The sequence below is a fragment of the Brevundimonas sp. genome (genome assembly GCF_030704825.1).
Classification (GTDB): Bacteria; Pseudomonadota; Alphaproteobacteria; order Caulobacterales; family Caulobacteraceae; genus Brevundimonas.
This window is the reverse complement of the sequence record NZ_JAUYNX010000022.1, coordinates 42575-61438: the sequence shown is the minus strand read 5'-3', so window position 1 is coordinate 61438 and position 18864 is coordinate 42575. Positions and strand designations below refer to the sequence as shown.

Sequence of the window (18864 nt, the reverse complement as noted above, 5' to 3'; positions counted from 1 at the left end):
AGTGGACGGAGTGGACGCTTCGGACGCATTGGACGGTGTTTTTTCGCGCCCGGATCGCCGGATTCGCGCCTCAGGCGCATCCGGAACACTATGGCGGATGCTTCCCGTGCTGATTCGGGCCGAGGCGCCATGACCGCAACCACCAGGACCGCACCGGCGGCCAGAGCTTTCGACCCGCTGCTGATCCTCATGGCGGTCGGCTTCGTGGTCGCGGTCGCGGCCCTGGCCTATCCGGCGTTCCGCGCCGATCCGACCAGCGCGCCAGGGCTGGTGCTGATCTTCACCGTCGGCGCCGTGGCCCTGATCGGCCTGTTCGCCTTCGCCCGCAGCGAAACGAAAAAGCCCATCGGCGACGCCACGGTCGACCTGCTCGACGCCATGGCCGAACCCGCCGCCCTGGTCTGGGCGACGGGCCAGGTTCTGGCCTTCAACGGAGCCTGGGCCGAGGCCAACGGCGCCACCGTCGCCCTGCCCAAGGGCAAGTCCGCCGCGGCCCTCTACATGGCCTTCGCCCAGGCGCGCGCCGGCGAGCAGGGCCGCGCCATCGTCGTCATCGGCGAGCGGGAGCAGGAGGTGCTGATCGGTCGGGCCGGAGAAGGCCGTTTCCTCGTGCGCGCGGCGCCGGAGGCGGTGCTGCCGGTGGGCGACGCCCTCCCGTATCGCCAGTCGAGCGCGTCCAACGCCGTCGAGAGCCGCGCCATGGCCGCCGGGGCGCCGTTCGGCTCGGCCGTCATCGCCGCCGAGGAGCTGTTTTCCGGCAAGGTCGAGGAGGCCAATGCGGCGCTGTCCGTGCTGACCGGACCAGCCGCGGCCCGCGACGCCGCCTTCGGCCACCTGTTCGATCCCGCCGGCGTCGCCGAGGCCCGGTCCAAGCTCGCGGATGGCTCGTCGGGCCCGATCGAACTGGTCGCCCGGGCCTTTCCGGACCGGATGCTGCACCTCTATGTCGCCCCGGAAGGCGACAAGCGGCGCATCTGGCTGTTCGACGTTTCGGCCCAGAAGTCGATGGAGCTGCAGCTCTCGCAGGCCCAGAAGATGCAGGCCGTGGGCCAGCTGGCGGGCGGCGTGGCCCACGACTTCAACAATCTGCTGACCGCCATCCAGCTGCAGCTTTCGGGCCTGCTGGAGCGCCACCCCGTCGGCGATCCCTCGTACGAGGGGCTCAACGAGATCCGCCAGACCGCCATCCGCGCCGCCGATCTGGTGCGCAAGCTGCTGGCCTTCTCGCGCAAGTCGACCGTCCGCCGCGAACGTCTGGACCTGGGCGAACTGGTCGGGGAATTCGCCGTCCTGCTGCGTCGCCTGCTGCGCGAGGACGTGCGGCTGGAAACCGACTACGGCCGCGACCTGCCAGTGGTGCTGGCCGACAAGAGCCAGCTCGAGACGGCGGTCATGAACCTGGCGGTCAACGCCCGCGACGCCATGCGCGGCGTGGTCGAGCCGGGGGCCGGCGTGGTCACCATCCGCACCGCCCGCCTGACCGCTGACGAGGCCCGCGCCCTGGGGTGGGGCCATCCGCCGACGGACGTCGTGGCCCTGATCGAGGTCAGCGACACCGGTCCCGGGGTGCCGCCGGACATCCTCGGCAAGATCTTCGAGCCCTTCTTCACCACCAAGGCGGTGAACGAGGGGACCGGTATGGGCCTGGCCACCGTCTACGGCATCGTCGAACAGGCCGGCGGCCACATCAACGTCTCCAACCTCGAGAGCGGCGGAGCGGCCTTCCGCATCTTCCTGCCCGAGGCGGCCGAGGCCGAACTGGCCGAAACCCCGATCGTGGAAAAGGTCGTCAAGACGCCGCGCGACCTCTCCGGCGCCGGCCGCATCCTGTTCGTCGAGGACGAGGCGGCCGTGCGCGGCATCGCCGCCCGCCTGCTGCGCCAGCGCGGCTATGACGTCATCGAGGCCGCCGACGGCGAGGAGGCCCTGGCCCTGTGCGAGGAGCATGCCGGGACCATCGATATGATGATCTCCGACGTCATCATGCCCGGCCTCGACGGTCCCGCCTTGCTCAAGAAGGCCCGGCAATACCTCGGCGACGCCCCGGTCCTGTTCATCTCCGGCTATGCCGAAAGCGATTTCTCGGACCTGCTGCAGGACGAGGTCGGCGTCTCCTTCCTGCCCAAGCCGCTGGACATCAAGACCCTGGCCGAACGGGTGAAGCAGGAACTGCACGCGAGCTGAACCATCGGTAACTTGCCAGCGGCGCCGCGACCCCGTCCATTGGCCGCCCTGACCTTCGGAGCTTCGCTATGCTGGACCGTCGCCGCCTCCTGCTGTCCTCCGCCGCCGGCCTCGGCCTGGCCGTCGCCGGCCCGGCCCTGGCGGGGGCGTCCCAGACCCCCGCCGCCGGGGACGGAGGCGCCCGCGTCACCGCCCTGCTGGACCGGATGATGCAGGAATTCCTCGCCGAGTCGCCGGAGTTCATGACCTCCCTCGGTCTCGACACGGGACCGAACGCCGGGGTGCGCAGCAAGCTGGACGACCGCTCGCTGGCGTTCGTCGACCGCTCGTTCGCCGCCTTCCGCGGCTACGACGCCGAGCTGAAGAACATCGACCGGTCCGCCCTCTCGGGCATGGACGCGGTCAACTACGACACCACCCGCTTCATCCTCGACGGCGCCGCCACCGCCGACCGCTTCGACTACGGCGTCCAGTCCCCTGTCGGCGGAACCAGCCCCTATCTCGTCAGCCAGCTGACCGGCAGCTACAGCAGCATCCCGCAGTTCCTTGACACCCAGCACCAGGTGCGCACGGCCGGGGACGCCGAGACCTATCTCGCCCGGCTCTCCGCCTTCGCCGGGGTGCTGGACGTGGAGACCGACCGGGTGCGCGCGGATTTCGCGGCCGGTGCGACGCCGCCGGATTTCGTCCTGCGCCGTACGGGCGAGCAGTTCGCCGCCACCCTCGGAATCGACCCGGCGCAATCCGGCCTGACCCGATCGCTGGCCCGCCGCGCGGCCGAGGCGAATCTGACAGGCGACTGGGCCGCCCGGGCCGAGGCGATTGTGCGCGACGCCGTCTATCCGGCCATGCGCCGCCAGGCGGACGTGGTCGCCGCGGCGCTGCCGGGCGCGACCTCGGACGCCGGCTGCTGGCGTCTGCCAGACGGCGAGGCCTATTACCGCTACGGCGTGCTCAGCTACACCACCACCGACATGGGCGGCGACGAAATCCACGAGATCGGCCTGGCCCAGGTGGCCGAGCTCAGCGCCCGCGCCGACGCGATTCTCAAGGCCCAGGGCCTGACCCAGGGCACGGTCGGCGAGCGCATCGCCGCCGTCGCCCGGCGGCCCGACCAGCTGTATCCGAACACCGACGCCGGCAAGGCGGAGCTGCTGGCCGATCTCAACGCCCAGATGGCCCGGATGCAGCAGCGTCTGCCCGAGGTGTTCGGCCGCCTGCCCAGGGCTTCCGTCGAAATTCGCCGGGTTCCGGTCGAGATCGAGGCCGGTGCTCCCGGCGGCAGCTATCAGATGCCGGCGATGGATGGGTCGCGTCCCGGCGCCTACTACATCAACCTGCGCGACACCGCCGAGACGCCGCGCTTCACCCTGCCGACCCTGACCTATCACGAGGCCAGCCCCGGCCACCATTTCCAGATCGCCGTGGCCCTGGAGGCGGAAGGGATTCCGCTGTTGCGCAAGATGCCCCTGTTCTCCGGCTATACCGAGGGCTGGGCTCTCTACGCCGAACAGCTGGCCGACGAGATGGGCGTCTATGCCGACGATCCGCTGGGCCAGCTCGGCTATCTCCAGTCCTTCATGTTCCGGGCGACCCGCCTGGTCGCCGATTCGGGCCTGCACCACAAACGCTGGAGCCGCGAACAGGCGGTCCGCTACATGGTCGAGACGCTCGGCGACGCGGAATCGACCATGACGACCGAGGTCGAACGCTACTGCGTCTGGCCGGGGCAGGCGTGCAGCTACAAGCTGGGACACACGGTCTGGGACCGGACCCGGACCCGGGCCAGGGCGACGCTGGGCGATCGCTTCGACATCCGGGGCTTCCACGATACGGCCCTTGCGGCGGGAGCCATTCCGCTCGAGGTGCTGGAGCGGCTGGTCGACGACTGGGCCGCGAGCGTCCGGACGGCCTGACCGCCTGCACCGCGGGTCGGACAGCGTTCCTGAACGATCGGTCACTTGCCAATCTCACCCCGGCGCCATCCTCTGGCGCCCTCGCGCCAAGGAGCCTGCCGCCATGATCGATCGCCGCCGTCTGTTGTTCACCGCCGCCGCCGGAGCGGGCCTCGCCGCCTGCGGCCAGGTCCTGGCCCAGACGCCGGCCGCGGCCGCCTCGGCCTCGGCCGCCCTGACCGCCCTGATGGACCAGATCGTCCAGACCTTCCTGATGGAGTCGCCCGAGACCCTGACCTCGCTGGGCATGGACAAGGGGCCGATGGCGGCGATGAAGTCCCGGCTCGACGACCGGTCGCAGGCCAAGATCGACGCCGACCGGGCCGTGTTCCGGGGGCAGATGGGCCAACTCGCGGCCATCGACCGCTCAGCCCTGCCCGAAACCGAAGGCGTCTATCACGACTCCCTGAGCTTCTTCGGCGAGACCCAGATGATGGGAGACCGCTTCCCCTATGGCGGCGGCGGTTTCGGTCCGGCGCCCTACACCATCTCCCAGCTGACCGGTTCCTATCAGAACCTTCCGGACTTCCTCGACACCCAGCACGCGATCGAGACCGCGGAGGACGCCGAGGCCTATCTGTCCCGTGTCGCCGCCTTTCCGACCGCGCTGGACCAGGAAACCGCGCGGATGCAGGCCGACTTCGCCGCCGGCGCCGTGCCGCCCGACTTCGTCATCGACAAGACCCTGCTCCAGCTCGCCAACCTCTATGAAACCCCGGCGGGCCAGTCGGTCCTGACCACCTCCGTGGTGCGCCGGACGGGTGAGAAGAACATCGCCGGCGACTGGGGCGCCCGCGCGCAGCGGATCGTCGAGACCGAGGTCTATCCGGCCCTGCGCCGTCAGGCCGAGGCCATGCGCGCCCGCCGCGCCGACGCTGTCCATGACGCCGGCGTCTGGCGGTTGCCGGACGGCGAGGCCTATTACGACTGGGGCATCCGCAGCTACACGACCTCGACCCTGTCCGGAGCCGAGATCCACGCCCTGGGCCTGGAACAGGTCGCCGAGCTGTCGGCCCGCGCCGACGTGCTGCTGAAGGCCCAGGGGTTGAGCCAGGGCACGGTCGGCGAGCGCATCGCCGCCCTCGGCAAGGATCCCAGCCAGCTCTACCCCAACACCGACGCGGGCAAGGACCAGCTGCTGGCCGACCTCAACGCCCAGATGGCCGAGATGGCCACGCGGCTGCCGCAGTATTTCGGCCGAATCCCCGCCGCCCCCGTCGAAATCCGCCGCGTGCCGACCTTCATCGAGGCCGGTGCGCCTGGCGGCTACTACAACTCGCCGGCGCTCGACGGTTCGCGGCCCGGGGCCTACTACATCAACCTGCGCGACACGTCGGAATGGCCGCGCATGCAGCTGCCGACCCTGACCTATCACGAGGCCTCGCCGGGCCATCACCACCAGATCGCCCTGCAGCAGGAACAGGCCGACCGCCCCCTGCTGATGAAGGTGCTGGGCTTCTCGGCCTATTCCGAGGGCTGGGCCCTGTATTCGGAACAACTGGCCGACGAGATGGGGGTCTATGCCGACAACCCGATCGGCCAGATCGGCTATCTGCAGTCACTCCTGTTCCGCGCCACCCGGCTGGTGGCGGATTCGGGCCTGCATCACAAGCGCTGGAGCCGCGAACAGACCATCCGCTACATGGTCGAGACGCTGGGCGACTCCGAGACCGCCGTCACCACCGAGGTCGAGCGCTACTGCGTCTGGCCCGGCCAGGCCTCGAGCTACAAGGTCGGCCATAACAAATGGGTCGAGCTGCGGAGCCGGGCCCAGGCGGCGCTGGGCGACCGGTTCGACATCCGGGCGTTCCACGACGCGGGCATGAACGCGGGCGGCGTGCCGCTCACCGTGCTCGACAAGATCATGACCGACTGGATCGCATCGCAGCGCACCTGATACGAACTCCTCTTCCGGCCCCGTCCGCGGGGCCGGAAGCAGGACATCGCAACCGAGGCTCCTCCATGATCGACCGCCGCCGCCTGATGCTCTCCTCCGCCGGCCTCGGCCTGATGGCGGCGTTGCCCGCCGTCGCCCAGACCCCGGCTCCGGTCCTGTCCGCGGCCGATGCGCGGCTCGACGCCATGCTGACGCGCTGGTTCGAGGAGAATGTCGACCTGTCGCCGGAGTATGCGACCAACCTCGGTCTGGACCGGGGCGACCGCGCCCACCTGTCGGGGAAGCTGCGGCAGGTCGGGCTGGCCGACGCCGAGGCCGATCGCGCCCGCGCCCGCGCGCGCTGGGCCGAGATCCAGACGGTATCCGGGGACGGCCTCTCGGATCAGGCCAGGGTGTCGCTGGCTGTCTATCGCTTCACGGCCGAGGGCGCGGCCCGGGCGGCGGATATCCCCTACGGCGGCGGCATCGGCCCCTATGTCGTGACGCAGCGGTCGGGCGCCTATTTCTCGGTGCCCGACTTCATGGCCAACCAGCATCGGGTCGAGACCGCGGCGGACGCCGAGGCTTTCCTGTCGCGGCTGGACGCCTTCGCCAAGGTGCTGGACCAGGAGAATGAGCGGATCGCCGCCGACGGCGGCCTCGGGGTCATGCTGCCGTCCTTCCTGATGGAGAAGACCCTGACCCAGCTGCGCACCCTGCGCGACACGGCTCCGGCCGAGATGGCGATGGTGCAGGCGCTCGTCCGCAAGACCGGTGAGAAAGGGATCGCCGGCGACTGGGGCGCCCGCGCCGCCGCCATCCTCGACCGCGAGGTCAAGCCTGCGCTCGGCCGCCAGATCGCGGTGTTCGAGGCCCAGCGCCCGGCGGCGACCGACGACGCCGGGGCCTGGAAGCTGCCGCAGGGCGACAAGGTCTACGCCCTTGCCCTGCGCGCGTTCACCACGACCGATTATGACGCCCAGGCCATCCATGACATCGGCCTGGAACAGGTCGCGTCCATCCAGGCCGAGATCGATACGATCCTCAAGGGCATGGGGATGGCCGAGGGTTCGGTCGGCGCCCGGATCAAGACGCTCAGCGAGGACCCGCGACACCTGTGGCCCAATACCGACGCAGCCAAGGTGGAGCTGATCGAATCCCTGAACCGCCAGATGGCTGAACTGGAGCCGATGCTCCCGCGTGTGTTCAACACCCTGCCGGGCGCCAGGGTGGAAATCCGCCGTGTTCCGCCGTCGATCGAGCTCGGCGCGCCGGGCGGCTACTACCAGGCCGCCTCGCTGGATGGCTCGCGGCCGGGGGCCTACTACATCAACCTGTCGAATACGGCGAACTGGCCGAAGTGGGGCCTGCCGACCCTGACCTATCACGAGGCCTCCCCGGGGCACCATTTCCAGATCACGGTCGCCCGGGAGGCGGGCAGCCTGCCCATCTACCGCCGGGTCGCAGGCAATTCCGCCTACAATGAAGGTTGGGCCCTCTACGCCGAGCGTGTCGCCGCCGACGATCTGGATGTCTACGCCGGCAACCCGCTGGGTCGGGTCGGCTACCTGCAGTCCTATCTGTTCCGCGCGGTGCGGCTGGTCGTCGATACAGGCCTGCACCACAAGCGCTGGAGTCGCGACCAGGCGATCCGCTACATGATCGAGGAATGCGGCGAGCCGCCGGAGTCGGCCGAGAAGGAGATCGACCGCTACTGCGTTTCGATCGGCCAGGCCTGTTCCTACAAGCTGGGTCAGACCGTCATCGCCCGGCTGCGGGCCGAGGCCGAGGCGCGTCCCGGGTTCGACCTGAAGACCTTCCACGACCGGGTGCTGCTGAACGGCTCCGTGCCGCTGGCGGTGTTGGAAGGTCTTATGCGGACCTGATCGCCCGCGCCGCAACGATCGTGGGATCGGCATCGGCCTGGGCGGCCAGCCAGGCCCGGAAGCGGGCGATCTTGGGCGATCGCCGCCGCCCCTCGGGCCAGACCAGATAATAGCCGGTGTGGAACGACACCGTCTGGGCGAAGGGCCGCACCAGAAGGCCGTTGCGAAGCTCGCGCGCGAACAGGATGGGCGAAGCGAGGGCCACGCCCTGATCGCCGAGCGCCGCGGCGACCTCCAGCACCTGATAGTCGGCGGTCAGACGGCTCATGGGCTGGGCGCCGCCGCTGACGCCCGCCGCGGCGAACCAGGCGGCCCACTCCTTCTCCATGCCGATGCGCGGCGCGTCCAGCAGGTCGCCGGGTTCGGTCAGCTGCAACCGCTCGGCCATGGCCGGGCTGCATACGGGCGTGAAGACGCTGGGCATCAGCAGCTGGCTCTCCATTCCGGGCCAGTCGCCGGAGCCGGAGCGGATGCCGACATCGAACCCTTCCCGCGACAGGTCGAGCAGGTTGGGGTTGGTGTCCAGCCGCACCGCCAGCCCGGGATTGGCGACCTGGAAGCCGCCCAGTCGCGGCGCCAGCCATTGGGCGGCCAGGGAGGCGAGGGTGGTGATCGACAGGATGTGTTCGTCCGCCTCGGTCAGGTCGCTGACGGCCCGGCGCAGCAGGGTCATGGCCTCGGTCGCGGCGCGGGACAGCCGCTCGCCGCCCTCGGTCGGCTGGACCTCCCGGGGCAGGCGGCGGAACAGGCTCTGGCCCAGTCGGCCCTCCAGCGCCTTGATCTGCCAGCTGACCGCGGCCTGGGTCATGCCCAGTTCCTCGGCGGCGCGGGTGAAGCTCTTCAGGCGGGCGGCGGCCTCGAACACGCGGATGGAGGCGAGGGGGATGCCGGCAAGGGGATCGGCCATAAGCAAACCTTATGTATGGTGGCCACAATCTGGTTTGTTGGATGCGCCTGTCAAGCCCATCCTCTCCTTGTCATCAACGAACGGCCAGAGGAGGCCCCGATGGAAGAGATGCATCATACGCATAAGGAACCCGCGTGGGGTTGGGCTTCGGTTCTGAACGACTGGCGCCGCAGCCGCACCCGGCAGCGCCTGCGCACGCCTTCGCGCATCGTCACGCCCTGGAGCCGCTGAGGCGTCTTCGCCCATCCGGTCTGCCACAGGCGAAATTCCCGTCTCCCCAGCATGATCGTCGGCCCGGCATTCGATGGGTCGAAGCCCGGATCCTGGAGTCTCCTGCTCCCGGGATCCGGGCTGAGTCGTGTCCCGCGCCGGGCGCGCGGGTCCTGACCCGAGCACCGCCTTGTCAGGGGGATGCGCGCGCGCGAGGGTGCGGGCCTCAGTCAGGGGAAATCCATGCTCACTCGCCGCCGCCTGTTGACGTCCGCCGCCGGCGGGCTGGGGCTGCTCGCCCTTCCCGCCATCGCCCGCGCGGGCGTTCCCGCGTGGCAGGGCGATGTGAGGTCCGGGGCCCGCGCCCTCTATGACGTCATCTTCGAAGGCGTTCTCGAGGCCTCGCCCATGGGGGCCACCAGCCTGGGGCTGGATGTCGGTCCCCACGCCGCGCTGAAATCCCGCCTCGACAGCCGGAGCTACGCCGACCGGCTGAACATCTTCAAGCCCATGGTCGGGGCGCGGCCGGCGCTGTCCGCCATCGACGCCTCCGGCCTGACCGGCCGCGACCGCTCGGACTACGACAGCGTGGTCTGGATGGCCGACCGGTCGGCGGAGATCGCCGCCTTCCCCTTCGGCGGCGTCGACAGCTACGGCTATCCCTGCCCCTATGTCGTCAGCCAGCTGACGGGCCTCTATCAGGCCGTTCCCGATTTCCTCGACAGCCAGCATTCCGTCGCCGCGGCGGCCGACGCGGAAGCCTATCTGTCGCGGCTGGAGAGTTTCGCCGAGGGTCTCAACCACGAGACGGCGCGGTCGGCCTCGGATGCGGCCGATCACGGCGTCGTCCCGCCGGACTTCGTGATCAACAAGGCCCTGACCCAGCTTCGCGCCCTGCGCCGCGAGACGGGGGAGGGCGCCGCCCTGGTCCAGTCCCTCGTCCGCAAGACCGCCGAGGCCGGAGTCGCCGGCGACTGGGCGCGCCGGGCGGCGGCGCTGGTGGACGGACCGGTCGCGGCCGCTCTGGACGCCCAGATCGGGCAGATGGAGCGCCATCTTCCGAACGCCTCGCATGACGCCGGGATAGGGGCGCGGCCGAACGGCGAGGCCTATTACAATCTCTGCCTCCGGTTCCAAACCTCGACCGGCCTGACGCCGACGGAGGCGCATCAGGTCGGCCTGGATCAGGTGGCCCGGATCGAGGCGCTGGCCGATCCCCTGTTGCGCCAGCGCGGCTATACCGAGGGCTCGGTCGGGGCGCGGCTGACCGCCTTCGGCAAGGAGCCGCAATACCTTTATCCGAACACGGACGACGGGCGGGCCGCGCTGCTGGCCGATCTCAACCGCCAGGTCGCGGCGATCGAGGCGCGTCTGCCCCAGGTCTTCGAACGCCTGCCGCGCGCCCGGGTCGAGGTGCGCCGGGTGCCGCCGTCGATCGAACTGGGCGCGCCGCGCGGCTATGCCCAGAGCCCCTCGCTGGATGGGTCGCGGCCGGGCGCCTACTATATCAACCTGGTCGACACGGCGATCTGGCCGCGTTGGGCCCTGCCGACCCTGACCTATCACGAGAGCCTGCCGGGCCATCACCTCCAGGGCGCCCTGGCGCTGGAGGCGACGGACACGCCGCTGCTGCACAAGTCGATGGGCTTCAACGCCTATGGCGAGGGCTGGGGCCTGTACGCCGAACAACTGGCCGACGAGCTGGGCATGTACGACGACTTCACCGAAGGGAAGCTGGGCTACCACCAGTCTTTCCTGTACCGCGCCGCGCGCATCGTCATCGACACCGGCATCCATGCTCTGGGCTGGAGCCGCGAGCAGGCCATCCGCTACATGGTCGACACGGTCGGCCTGGCGCCCGGCGCCGCCGAGAGCGAGATCGAGCGCTACTGCGTCTGGCCCGGCCAGGCCTGCGGCTACAAGATCGGCCACACCGAGATCGACCGCCTCAGGACCGCCGCCCGGGAACGCCTCGGCGACCGGTTCGACATCAAGGGCTTCCACTCGGCGGTGCTGGACGGCGGGGCGATGCCGCTGGAGGTGCTGGGCCGGGTGGTCGACCAATGGACAGCGACGCGGCTGGGGCAGATCTGATCGAGGGATAACGAGCCGGGCGAAAAAGACAGTCTACAGCGTCTACAGCGTCTATTCCGTCCGGGACTTCCCTGTCGTTCAATTGTCAAAGACCGGACCCGGCGGGTCGGGATCAGGTAAGCATGCGCATACGTCACTTCCGGACGTACGCCTGCAGGCCTGGTTCCGCACCGTCCAGCCATCCGCCTCGCGCAAGGCGTTGTGGATGGCGGTGGCCGCGACGGCGGCCTCGGCTCCGGCGACCGCGATCTGGTTCAGGCCGCGGACCACGTCGCCCGCGGCGTAGAGGCCCTTCACGCTGGTCTCCTGGTGCGCATCGACGAACAGCCGGCCGTCCTCGCCGATCCGCGCATCCAGCGCCTCGGCCAGGTCCGCATTGGGCGCGGTCCCCAGCGCCGAATAGACCAGGTCGAAGCTGCGGAAAGTCCCGCCCCAGCTCAGGGCCGTGACCCGGTCGCCCTCGAGGGTGACGTTGTCGATGGGCGCGCGGATCAGCTCGATCCCCATGCGCGTCAGTTCGTCCTCACCGGTCAGCGCCCCGGAGTGGCCGGTGTGGATCAGGGTCACGCGATCGGAATAGGTGCGCAGGAAGGCGGCTTCGCGCACGCCCTTGTCGTCATCGCCGATCACCGCGACGGCCTTGTCGATGGCCTCATAGCCGTCGCAGATGGGACAGATGCGGACCAGCGACCGTTCAATGGCGCGCTCGACGCCGGGCAGGTCGGGATGACGGTCCACGACGCCGGTCGCCAGCAGAATGGCGCGGACGTGCAGGTCGCGTCCGTTCAGCCGGGCGAGAAAGCCGTCGCCGTCGCGCGCCAGGGTTTCGACGCGTCCGTCCTCGATGATGGCGTCGTATTCCGTCGCCTGTTCCGTCATCCGCTTGAGGATGGCGTCGCCGGTGACGCCGCTGGGGAAGCCCGGCATGTTGTGGCTGAGCGGTATCCAGCACGCCCGGGACGCGCCGCCGTCGGCGACCAGCACGCGCCGCCGGAACCGCGCCAGATAGGTGGCGGCGGTCAGGCCCGCGGGGCCCGCTCCGATGACGAGAACCTCCGGGCCGGACTTGCTCAACGGGTCCGCCATGTCGTCGGCCAGTAGTCGGCCGGGACGCCCCAGCATTCCCGCATCTCCGACTCGCTGGTCAGCACGAACTCACCACCGGTCCATGTCCATGTCGAAGCTGTGCCGCAATCGCCGACGCCGCGTCCCTTGGCGAAGGCCGTGATGGTGCGGGTCTCCGGCGAATAGCCGCCGTTGATGGTGCTGGCGGTCGGTTCGTCAGAGGTCGAGGTCAATCGCGCGGGCCGAGGGTTTCGGCCGCCCGGACCGGTAATGTACCAGTCATGACCCATGTTGTAGGCGCCGGCGAAGCAGGGGACCGCCCAAAGCTCCGTGGCGGCGTTCAGTCGGGCCGACATGACTTCCTTCCCGATCCAGTGTTCCGAAGTTTCCGAGCGGCACGCCATCACCGCCGGAACCGTCTCCAACGCGGCCGGCAGACTCTGGTTCTCGTCGCCGTAACCATCCTGCGACGCCGCCGCCGCCGGCGTGACCACGGGCAGGGGCGGTGCGGCCCGAACGGTGGAGGCTGGCCGGATCCCCGGGCGACGCAGGGCGGTCACCGTATCCACCCGCCCCTGCCGCTCATCGATCCAGAGCAGGGCGGCGGCTGCGCCGGACAGCGAAAGTTCGTGATCCGGACCGATACGGGCCGTCCCGCCGCTGGCGAGCGCGCGCACCACGTCCAGCGCCCGCGCCGCCGGGACCTCGGCGGCGACGGGCTCGTTGACGGCCAGCGTCATGGGGTAGTCGGTTCCGTCGATGGTCAGGGCGAACGAGCGTGTCGCCTCGGCCCCGTCTGGCCAGTAGCCGGCCGCGACCTCGGGCCGGGCGTCGGGGCCCGGCTCGACGGCGACCCGGATCCAGCCGAACCCCTCGCGACCCGGACCATAGGCGAAACAGGCGTTGCCGTTGTCGCAGACGGCGATCCAGTCGCGGAAAGATGCGTCTTCGGAGGCCATGGCCCCGGGGGCCGCCGCCTGCGGCCCCGACGAGGCGGCGGCCGCTCGCAAAGAAGCCGTCTTGTCTCCCGATGCGTCGGCCGGCCCGCAGGCTGACAGGATTGCCAGTCCGCCTGCGCAGACGGCCGTCAATTGCCAGTGGTTCACTTGTTTCTCCCCGGTCGACGGCGCGGCGCCGGACCGACGATACACCTCCAGCTCCTACCCGTCGCCGCCGCCCTTTGCGCCCGCGCGCCGCCGCCGCTATACCGCGCGCCTCACTCCCATTTCCCACTCAGAGGCGCGAACCCGCATGACCAGGATCAAGGTCGCCAATCCCATCGTGGACATCGACGGCGACGAGATGACCCGCATCATCTGGCAGATGATCAAGGACAAGCTGGTCCTCCCCTTCCTGGACGTCGAGCTCGACTACTACGACCTGGGCATGGAGCACCGCGACGCCACCGACGACCAGGTGACGATCGACGCGGCGAAGGCGATCCAGAAGCACGGCGTGGGCGTGAAATGCGCCACCATCACCCCCGACGAGGCGCGGGTGAAGGAGTTCGGCCTGAAAAAGATGTGGAAGTCGCCCAACGGCACCATCCGCAATATCCTGGGCGGCGTGGTCTTCCGCGAGCCGATCATCTGCTCGAACGTGCCGCGTCTGGTGCCGGGCTGGACCCAGCCGATCGTCGTCGGCCGTCACGCCTTCGGCGACCAGTACAAGGCCACGGACTTCCTGGTCCCCGGCCCCGGCAAGCTGATGATGACCTTCACCGGCGACGACGGGAAGGTCATCGAGCACGAGGTGTTCCAGTTCCCGTCGGCCGGCGTGGCCATGGGGATGTACAACCTGGACGACTCGATCACCGAGTTCGCCCGGGCCAGCTTCTCCTTCGGTCTGGGCCGGAATTTCCCGGTCTATCTGTCGACCAAGAACACCATCCTCAAGGCCTATGACGGCCGCTTCAAGGACATCTTCCAGAAGGTGTTCGACGAGGAATTCGCCGCCGACTTCAAGGCGAAGGGCCTGACCTATGAGCACCGGCTGATCGACGACATGGTGGCCGCGGCCATCAAATGGTCGGGCGGCTTCGTCTGGGCCTGCAAGAACTACGATGGCGACGTCCAGTCCGACGTGGTCGCCCAGGGCTTCGGCTCGCTGGGGCTGATGACCTCGGTGCTGATGACGCCGGACGGCAAGATCCTGGAGTCGGAAGCGGCCCACGGCACCGTCACCCGTCACTATCGCCAGCACCAGAAGGGCGAGGCGACCTCGACCAACTCCATCGCCTCGATCTACGCCTGGACCCGCGGCTTCTCGCACCGCGCCAAGCTGGACGACAACGCCGAGCTGGCGAAATTCGCCGAGACGCTGGAGCGCGTCGTGGTCGAGACCGTCGAGGCCGGCTCCATGACCAAGGATCTGGCGCTGCTGGTCGGCGATCAGCAGGGCTGGCTGACCACCGAGGGCTTCCTCGACAAGGTGGCCGAGAACCTGACCGCGGCGATGAAGGCGTCCTAGGAGGGCGCTAACGCTCGCCGCGCGGCGGCTCGCTGCTTGAGCGCCGGGCATGCGCAAAGCGCCATGCCGCGTCGGGTCGACAAGGCGGAGCCTTGTGACCGCGGCCCAACAAAAGAGGCCCGCCGGACTCGCGTGCGGCGGGCCTTTCGTTTGAGCCCGGCGGGCGTTCGTGCATGATGCCCCTGTCACGAGGGAGACAGCCTTGAACGCGCCAACCGACGAGCACCACCAGCCGGTCTGGGCCCGCAGCGAGACGCGGCGGCGCCGGGGCGGCGGAGGGCTGCTGGGCAAGCTGATCCTGTTCGTCCTGCTGATGGCGGCATTCGTCTTCGTTGCTGCGCCTTTCGTGGCCTTCTTCGGGATCCGGTCCGCCGCCGAGGCCAGCGACGCCGCCGGCCTCGAGCGCCTCATCGACTATCCCGCCGTGCGCCAGTCGCTGCGTCCGCAACTGGACGGCAACCCGGCCGCCTCGGCCCCGGCCCCGACCTTCATGGAAGATCCCATCGGCGCGGTGCGCCGTCAGTTCGAGCAGGCGACGGCTGCCGCGACGCCGGACGTCGATGCCTATCTGACCCCCGCCGCCGTTGCGGCCCTGACCCGGGGCGAGGGTCGCTACGCCTCGCAGCGCACAGGCGCCGCCCTGCCGTCGCCCGACAGCTCCAACATCGGCGGGCCCCTGCCGAGGCCGGTCTACTGGGGCATGAACCGCGCCCGGATGAGCGTCGCCGACGAGGGCGGGTCCGAGACTGTCTTCACCTTCGAGCGCAAGGGGCCGTTCGAGTGGAAACTGGTCCATGTCGGCCTGCCGGACGGCGTCGCCCCGGCCGCCGTTCCCCGGACCGCGCCCGGGCCCGGGCGGAGCGACCGCAAGGCCGGCTGACGGCACCGGCTTGGCGTCCCCGTGCGACTCGGGCAACCGTAGCCGTGGGGAGGCGTTACGACGCCAGAGGGACGCATGAACCAGAAACTGATCGTCGGCGTCGCCGCCGGGGCTGTGGCCCTGCTCGCGCTCGCCTGGGCCGCCGCGCCCGTCCTGACGGCCCAGGCCCTGATCCGCGCGGCCAAGGCCGGGGACGAGCGCAAGATCGAGCGGCTGGTCGATTTCCCGGCCTTGCGCCAGAGCCTGAAGGACGAGCTGAACGCCGAACTGGTCGCCCGCATGCGGCGCGACCCGCGCGTGGCCGGGAGCGGCCTCGGCGGACTGGGCATGATGCTGGCGCCGATGATCCTGTCCGGCGCGGTCGACACCCTGGTCACGCCCGAGGTGGTGGCGGACATGGTGCGAACGGCCGAGGCGCCCGATCCGACACGCCGCCCGGCGCCCGAACCCGCGGGCGACGAGGCCGACGGCGACGACATCCACCAATCCTGGGGCTATCGCAGCCTGAACGAATTCGCCGTCACCCTGACCGACCGGGACCAGCCGGACGACCGGCTCGCCCTGATTCTGGAACGGCGCGGCCTGTTCGAATGGAAGCTGGCGGCGGTCGACATCCAGACCGGGCGCGGCGCCTAACCGGCCAGCGCCGTCCGCACCGCCGTCAGGCCCTCTTCCGCCTTCGATCCGTCCGGGGCGCCGCCCTGGGCGAAGTCCGGTTTGCCGCCCGCGCCCTGGCCGCCCATGGCGACGACCGCGGCCCGCGCCAGATCGGCGGCGTTGACCTTGCCGGCCATGTCGCTGGTCACGGCGACGGTGATCGCCGCCTTGCCGTCGGTAAGGCCGATCAGGGCCACGACGCCCGAGCCGACCTGTTTGCGGAAGTCCTCGGCCACGCCGCGCAGGCCCTTGCCGTCGACGCCGTCGAGGACCCGGGCGATCAGTTTGACGCCGTTGATCTCTTCCGGCGCGGCGTTGGCCGATGCCCCGCCGCCGCCCAGGGCCAGTTGCTTCTTCAGGTCGGCGACCTGTTTCTCCAGCGCGCGGCGGTCGGCGGTCAGGGCCTCGACGCGGGCGGGGACGTCGGCGGGCTGGACCTTGAAGCTCTGGGCCAGCGTTTTCGCCACCCCGGCCTGGGCCAGCAGGAATTGACGGGCGGCCTCTCCGGTCAGGGCCTCGATGCGGCGGACGCCGGCGGCGATGCCCGTCTCGGAGGTGATCTTGAACAGGGCGATGTCGCCGGTGCGGGCCACGTGGGTGCCGCCGCACAGTTCGACGGAGTAGGGGCCGTCGCCGGTCAGGGCGCGGCCGAGGGTCAGGACGCGGACCTCGTCGCCGTATTTCTCGCCGAACAGGGCGACGGCGCCGGCGGCGATGGCCTCCTGCGGGGCCATCATCTTCGTTTCGGCGGGCAGGTTCTGGCGAATGACGGCGTTCACCTCATCCTCCATCCTGGCCAGTTCGTCCTCGGTGACGGGGGCGTTGTGGCTGAAGTCGAAGCGCAGGCGTTCGGCGTCGACCATCTGGCCCTTCTGGGCCACGTGGCCGCCCAGCACATTGGCGAGCGCCTTGTGCAGCAGGTGGGCGGCGGAGTGGTTGGCGCGGGTGGTCAGGCGGGCGGCGGCGCTGGAGCGCAGCTGGGCGCGGGCGCCGATGGCCAAGGTTCCCGAGGTCACCTCGATGCGGTGGGCGAACAGGTCGCCGGCGTGCTTCTGGACGTCCAGCACCGCAGCCGAACCCTGCTGGCCGGTTGCGTCGGTCCATTCGATCTCGCCGCGGTCGCCGGCCTGGCCGCCGCCCTCGCCGTAGAAGGGAGTCTGATCGAACAGGACTTCGGCGGTCTCGCCGGGCGCCAGTTCGTCCACGGACGCGCCGTCGCGCACGATGGCGAGAACCTCGCCCGACCCCTCGACGGCGTCGTAGCCCGTGAAGACGGTGGGCCCGAGGCGGTCGCGCAGGGCCAGCCATTCGCCGGTCGAGGCGGTCTGGCCCGAGCCGGTCCAGTGCTCGCGGCTGCGGCTGCGTTGTTCGGTCATGGCGGCGTCGAAGGCGTCGGTGTCGACGGTGAAGCCGCGACGGCGGGCCTCGTCCTGGGTCAGGTCCAGCGGGAAACCATAGGTGTCGTACAGGGTGAAGGCGGTCTGGCCCGACAGCACGCCGCCCTCGCCGAGGTCGCGCGCAGCGTCCTCCAGCAGTCCCATGCCGCGGCCCAGCGTCGTGCGGAAGCGGATCTCTTCCTGCTTCAGCGTGTCGGTGATGAAGGCCTCGGCGCGGCGCAGTTCGGGGTAGGCCTCGCCCATCTCGGCCACGAGCGTGGGCACCAGCCGGTGCATCAGGGGATCGGCGGCCCCCAGCAGGTGGGCGTGGCGCATGGCCCGGCGCATAATCCGGCGCAGGACGTAGCCGCGCCCCTCGTTCGAGGGGGTGACGCCGTCGGCGATCAGGAAGGACGACGACCGCAGGTGGTCGGCGATGACCCGGTGGCTGGGGGTTCGGTCGCCCTCGGCCTTCGTATGGGTCGCCTCTTCCGAAGCCGCGATCAGGGCGCGGAACAGATCGGTTTCATAGTTGGAATGCACGCCCTGCAGCACGGCGGCGATCCGCTCCAGGCCCATGCCCGTGTCGATGGAGGGTTTGGGCAACAGCGTGCGGCTGCCGTCGGCGGCCTGCTCGAACTGCATGAAGACGTTGTTCCAGATCTCCACGAACCGGTCGCCGTCCTCGTCCGGCGAGCCGGGAGGGCCGCCGGGGATGTGGTCGCCGTGGTCCCAGAAGATTTCGGTGCAGGGACCGCAGGGACCGGTGTCCCCCATGGACCAGAAATTGTCCGAGCCGGCGATGCGAACGATCTTCGATTCCGGCAGGCCGGCGATCTTCTTCCACAGGTCGAAGGCCTCGTCGTCGTCGATGTAGACAGTGACCATCAGCCGCTTCGGATCGAGCGCGAATTCCTTCGTGCACAGCTTCCACGCCATCTCGATGGCGTGTTCCTTGAAGTAGTCGCCGAAGGAGAAATTCCCCAGCATTTCGAAGAAGGTGTGGTGGCGGGCGGTGTAGCCGACGTTGTCCAGGTCGTTGTGCTTGCCGCCGGCGCGGACGCATTTCTGCGAGCTGGCGGCGCGCTTGTACGGGGGCGTGGCCGCGCCGGTGAAATAGTCCTTGAACGGCACCATGCCCGCGTTGACGAACAGCAGGGTCGGGTCGTTCTGCGGCACCAGCGGGGCCGACCGGACCTTCTCGTGCCCGTCGGCCGCGAAGTAGTCGAGGAAGGTCGAACGGATCTGGTTCAGGCTGGACATGGTTCGTCGCAAATGCGTTCAGGAAAGGGCAGGGAGGCAGCG

13 protein-coding genes are annotated in these 18864 nt (G+C 69.9%); 9 read left to right on the top strand and 4 right to left on the bottom strand.

The genetic code is table 11. The annotated features are described in order from the left end of the window. Positions 1-129 precede the first annotated feature (129 nt). From cckA to Q8Q71_RS12220, 4 genes are all read left to right on the top strand, one after another. Positions 130-2184 (top strand): cell cycle histidine kinase CckA, encoded by a 2055-nt coding sequence (gene cckA, locus Q8Q71_RS12235; RefSeq protein WP_305759876.1) that lies wholly within the window; start codon positions 130-132, stop codon positions 2182-2184. Between the two features lie 68 nt (positions 2185-2252). After that, positions 2253-4100: a DUF885 family protein gene (locus Q8Q71_RS12230; protein ID WP_305759875.1), complete on the top strand. Its 1848-nt coding sequence runs from the start codon at positions 2253-2255 to the stop codon at positions 4098-4100. 103 nt (positions 4101-4203) lie between these two features. Continuing rightward, complete coding sequence (locus Q8Q71_RS12225) at positions 4204-6036, top strand: DUF885 family protein (protein WP_305759874.1); 1833 nt, start codon at positions 4204-4206, stop codon at positions 6034-6036. A 65-nt stretch (positions 6037-6101) separates the two neighbouring features. Beyond that, the gene (locus Q8Q71_RS12220) at positions 6102-7901 is read left to right on the top strand and encodes a DUF885 family protein (RefSeq protein ID WP_305759873.1); all 1800 of its coding nucleotides are present in this window, start codon (positions 6102-6104) and stop codon (positions 7899-7901) included. On the opposite strand, the gene Q8Q71_RS12215 is transcribed toward Q8Q71_RS12220, so the two are convergent. Then, positions 7888-8808, bottom strand: a complete 921-nt coding sequence (locus Q8Q71_RS12215) for a LysR substrate-binding domain-containing protein (RefSeq protein WP_305759872.1) — start codon at positions 8806-8808, stop codon at positions 7888-7890. The two genes, Q8Q71_RS12220 and Q8Q71_RS12215, sit on opposite strands and share 14 nt — an antisense overlap. A 108-nt stretch (positions 8809-8916) precedes the next feature. Here Q8Q71_RS12215 and Q8Q71_RS12210 point away from each other — a divergent pair, with 108 nt between their 5' ends. After that, on the top strand, positions 8917-9039 hold the full coding sequence (locus Q8Q71_RS12210; protein ID WP_305759871.1) for a hypothetical protein: 123 nt from the start codon (positions 8917-8919) through the stop codon (positions 9037-9039). Between the two features lie 222 nt (positions 9040-9261). Further along, on the top strand, positions 9262-11112 hold the full coding sequence (locus tag Q8Q71_RS12205) for a DUF885 family protein (protein ID WP_305759870.1): 1851 nt from the start codon (positions 9262-9264) through the stop codon (positions 11110-11112). 78 nt (positions 11113-11190) lie between these two features. Here the strand turns inward: Q8Q71_RS12205 and Q8Q71_RS12200 are convergent, their stop codons facing one another. Both Q8Q71_RS12200 and Q8Q71_RS12195 read right to left on the bottom strand, forming a co-directional pair. After that, positions 11191-12234 (bottom strand): NAD(P)/FAD-dependent oxidoreductase, encoded by a 1044-nt coding sequence (locus Q8Q71_RS12200; RefSeq protein WP_305759869.1) that lies wholly within the window; start codon positions 12232-12234, stop codon positions 11191-11193. Further along, positions 12183-13187: a DUF1176 domain-containing protein gene (locus tag Q8Q71_RS12195; protein WP_305759868.1), complete on the bottom strand. Its 1005-nt coding sequence runs from the start codon at positions 13185-13187 to the stop codon at positions 12183-12185. The genes Q8Q71_RS12200 and Q8Q71_RS12195 overlap by 52 nt, the downstream gene beginning before the upstream one ends. Positions 13188-13428: 241 nt before the next feature. Between Q8Q71_RS12195 and Q8Q71_RS12190 the strand changes: the two genes are divergently transcribed. From Q8Q71_RS12190 to Q8Q71_RS12180, 3 genes are all read left to right on the top strand, one after another. After that, positions 13429-14646 (top strand): NADP-dependent isocitrate dehydrogenase, encoded by a 1218-nt coding sequence (locus Q8Q71_RS12190; protein ID WP_305759867.1) that lies wholly within the window; start codon positions 13429-13431, stop codon positions 14644-14646. 202 nt (positions 14647-14848) lie between these two features. Next, positions 14849-15526: a DUF2939 domain-containing protein gene (locus Q8Q71_RS12185; RefSeq protein ID WP_305759866.1), complete on the top strand. Its 678-nt coding sequence runs from the start codon at positions 14849-14851 to the stop codon at positions 15524-15526. A gap of 75 nt (positions 15527-15601) precedes the next feature. After that, positions 15602-16162: a DUF2939 domain-containing protein gene (locus tag Q8Q71_RS12180; protein WP_305759865.1), complete on the top strand. Its 561-nt coding sequence runs from the start codon at positions 15602-15604 to the stop codon at positions 16160-16162. On the opposite strand, the gene alaS is transcribed toward Q8Q71_RS12180, so the two are convergent. After that, positions 16159-18822 (bottom strand): alanine--tRNA ligase, encoded by a 2664-nt coding sequence (gene alaS / locus Q8Q71_RS12175; protein WP_305759864.1) that lies wholly within the window; start codon positions 18820-18822, stop codon positions 16159-16161. The genes Q8Q71_RS12180 and alaS overlap by 4 nt on opposite strands. Positions 18823-18864: the final 42 nt, after the last annotated feature.

What these genes read in the sequence shown, in the direction of transcription:
- cckA (WP_305759876.1), top strand. Translation starts at nt 130, where the DNA reads ATGACCGCAACCACCAGGACCGCACCGGCGGCCAGAGCTTTCGACCCG.
- Q8Q71_RS12230 (WP_305759875.1), top strand. Translation starts at nt 2,253, where the DNA reads ATGCTGGACCGTCGCCGCCTCCTGCTGTCCTCCGCCGCCGGCCTCGGC.
- Q8Q71_RS12225 (WP_305759874.1), top strand. Translation starts at nt 4,204, where the DNA reads ATGATCGATCGCCGCCGTCTGTTGTTCACCGCCGCCGCCGGAGCGGGC.
- Q8Q71_RS12220 (WP_305759873.1), top strand. Translation starts at nt 6,102, where the DNA reads ATGATCGACCGCCGCCGCCTGATGCTCTCCTCCGCCGGCCTCGGCCTG.
- Q8Q71_RS12215 (WP_305759872.1), bottom strand. Translation starts at nt 8,808, where the DNA reads ATGGCCGATCCCCTTGCCGGCATCCCCCTCGCCTCCATCCGCGTGTTC.
- Q8Q71_RS12210 (WP_305759871.1), top strand. Translation starts at nt 8,917, where the DNA reads ATGCATCATACGCATAAGGAACCCGCGTGGGGTTGGGCTTCGGTTCTG.
- Q8Q71_RS12205 (WP_305759870.1), top strand. Translation starts at nt 9,262, where the DNA reads ATGCTCACTCGCCGCCGCCTGTTGACGTCCGCCGCCGGCGGGCTGGGG.
- Q8Q71_RS12200 (WP_305759869.1), bottom strand. Translation starts at nt 12,234, where the DNA reads ATGCTGGGGCGTCCCGGCCGACTACTGGCCGACGACATGGCGGACCCG.
- Q8Q71_RS12190 (WP_305759867.1), top strand. Translation starts at nt 13,429, where the DNA reads ATGACCAGGATCAAGGTCGCCAATCCCATCGTGGACATCGACGGCGAC.
- Q8Q71_RS12180 (WP_305759865.1), top strand. Translation starts at nt 15,602, where the DNA reads ATGAACCAGAAACTGATCGTCGGCGTCGCCGCCGGGGCTGTGGCCCTG.
- alaS (WP_305759864.1), bottom strand. Translation starts at nt 18,822, where the DNA reads ATGTCCAGCCTGAACCAGATCCGTTCGACCTTCCTCGACTACTTCGCG.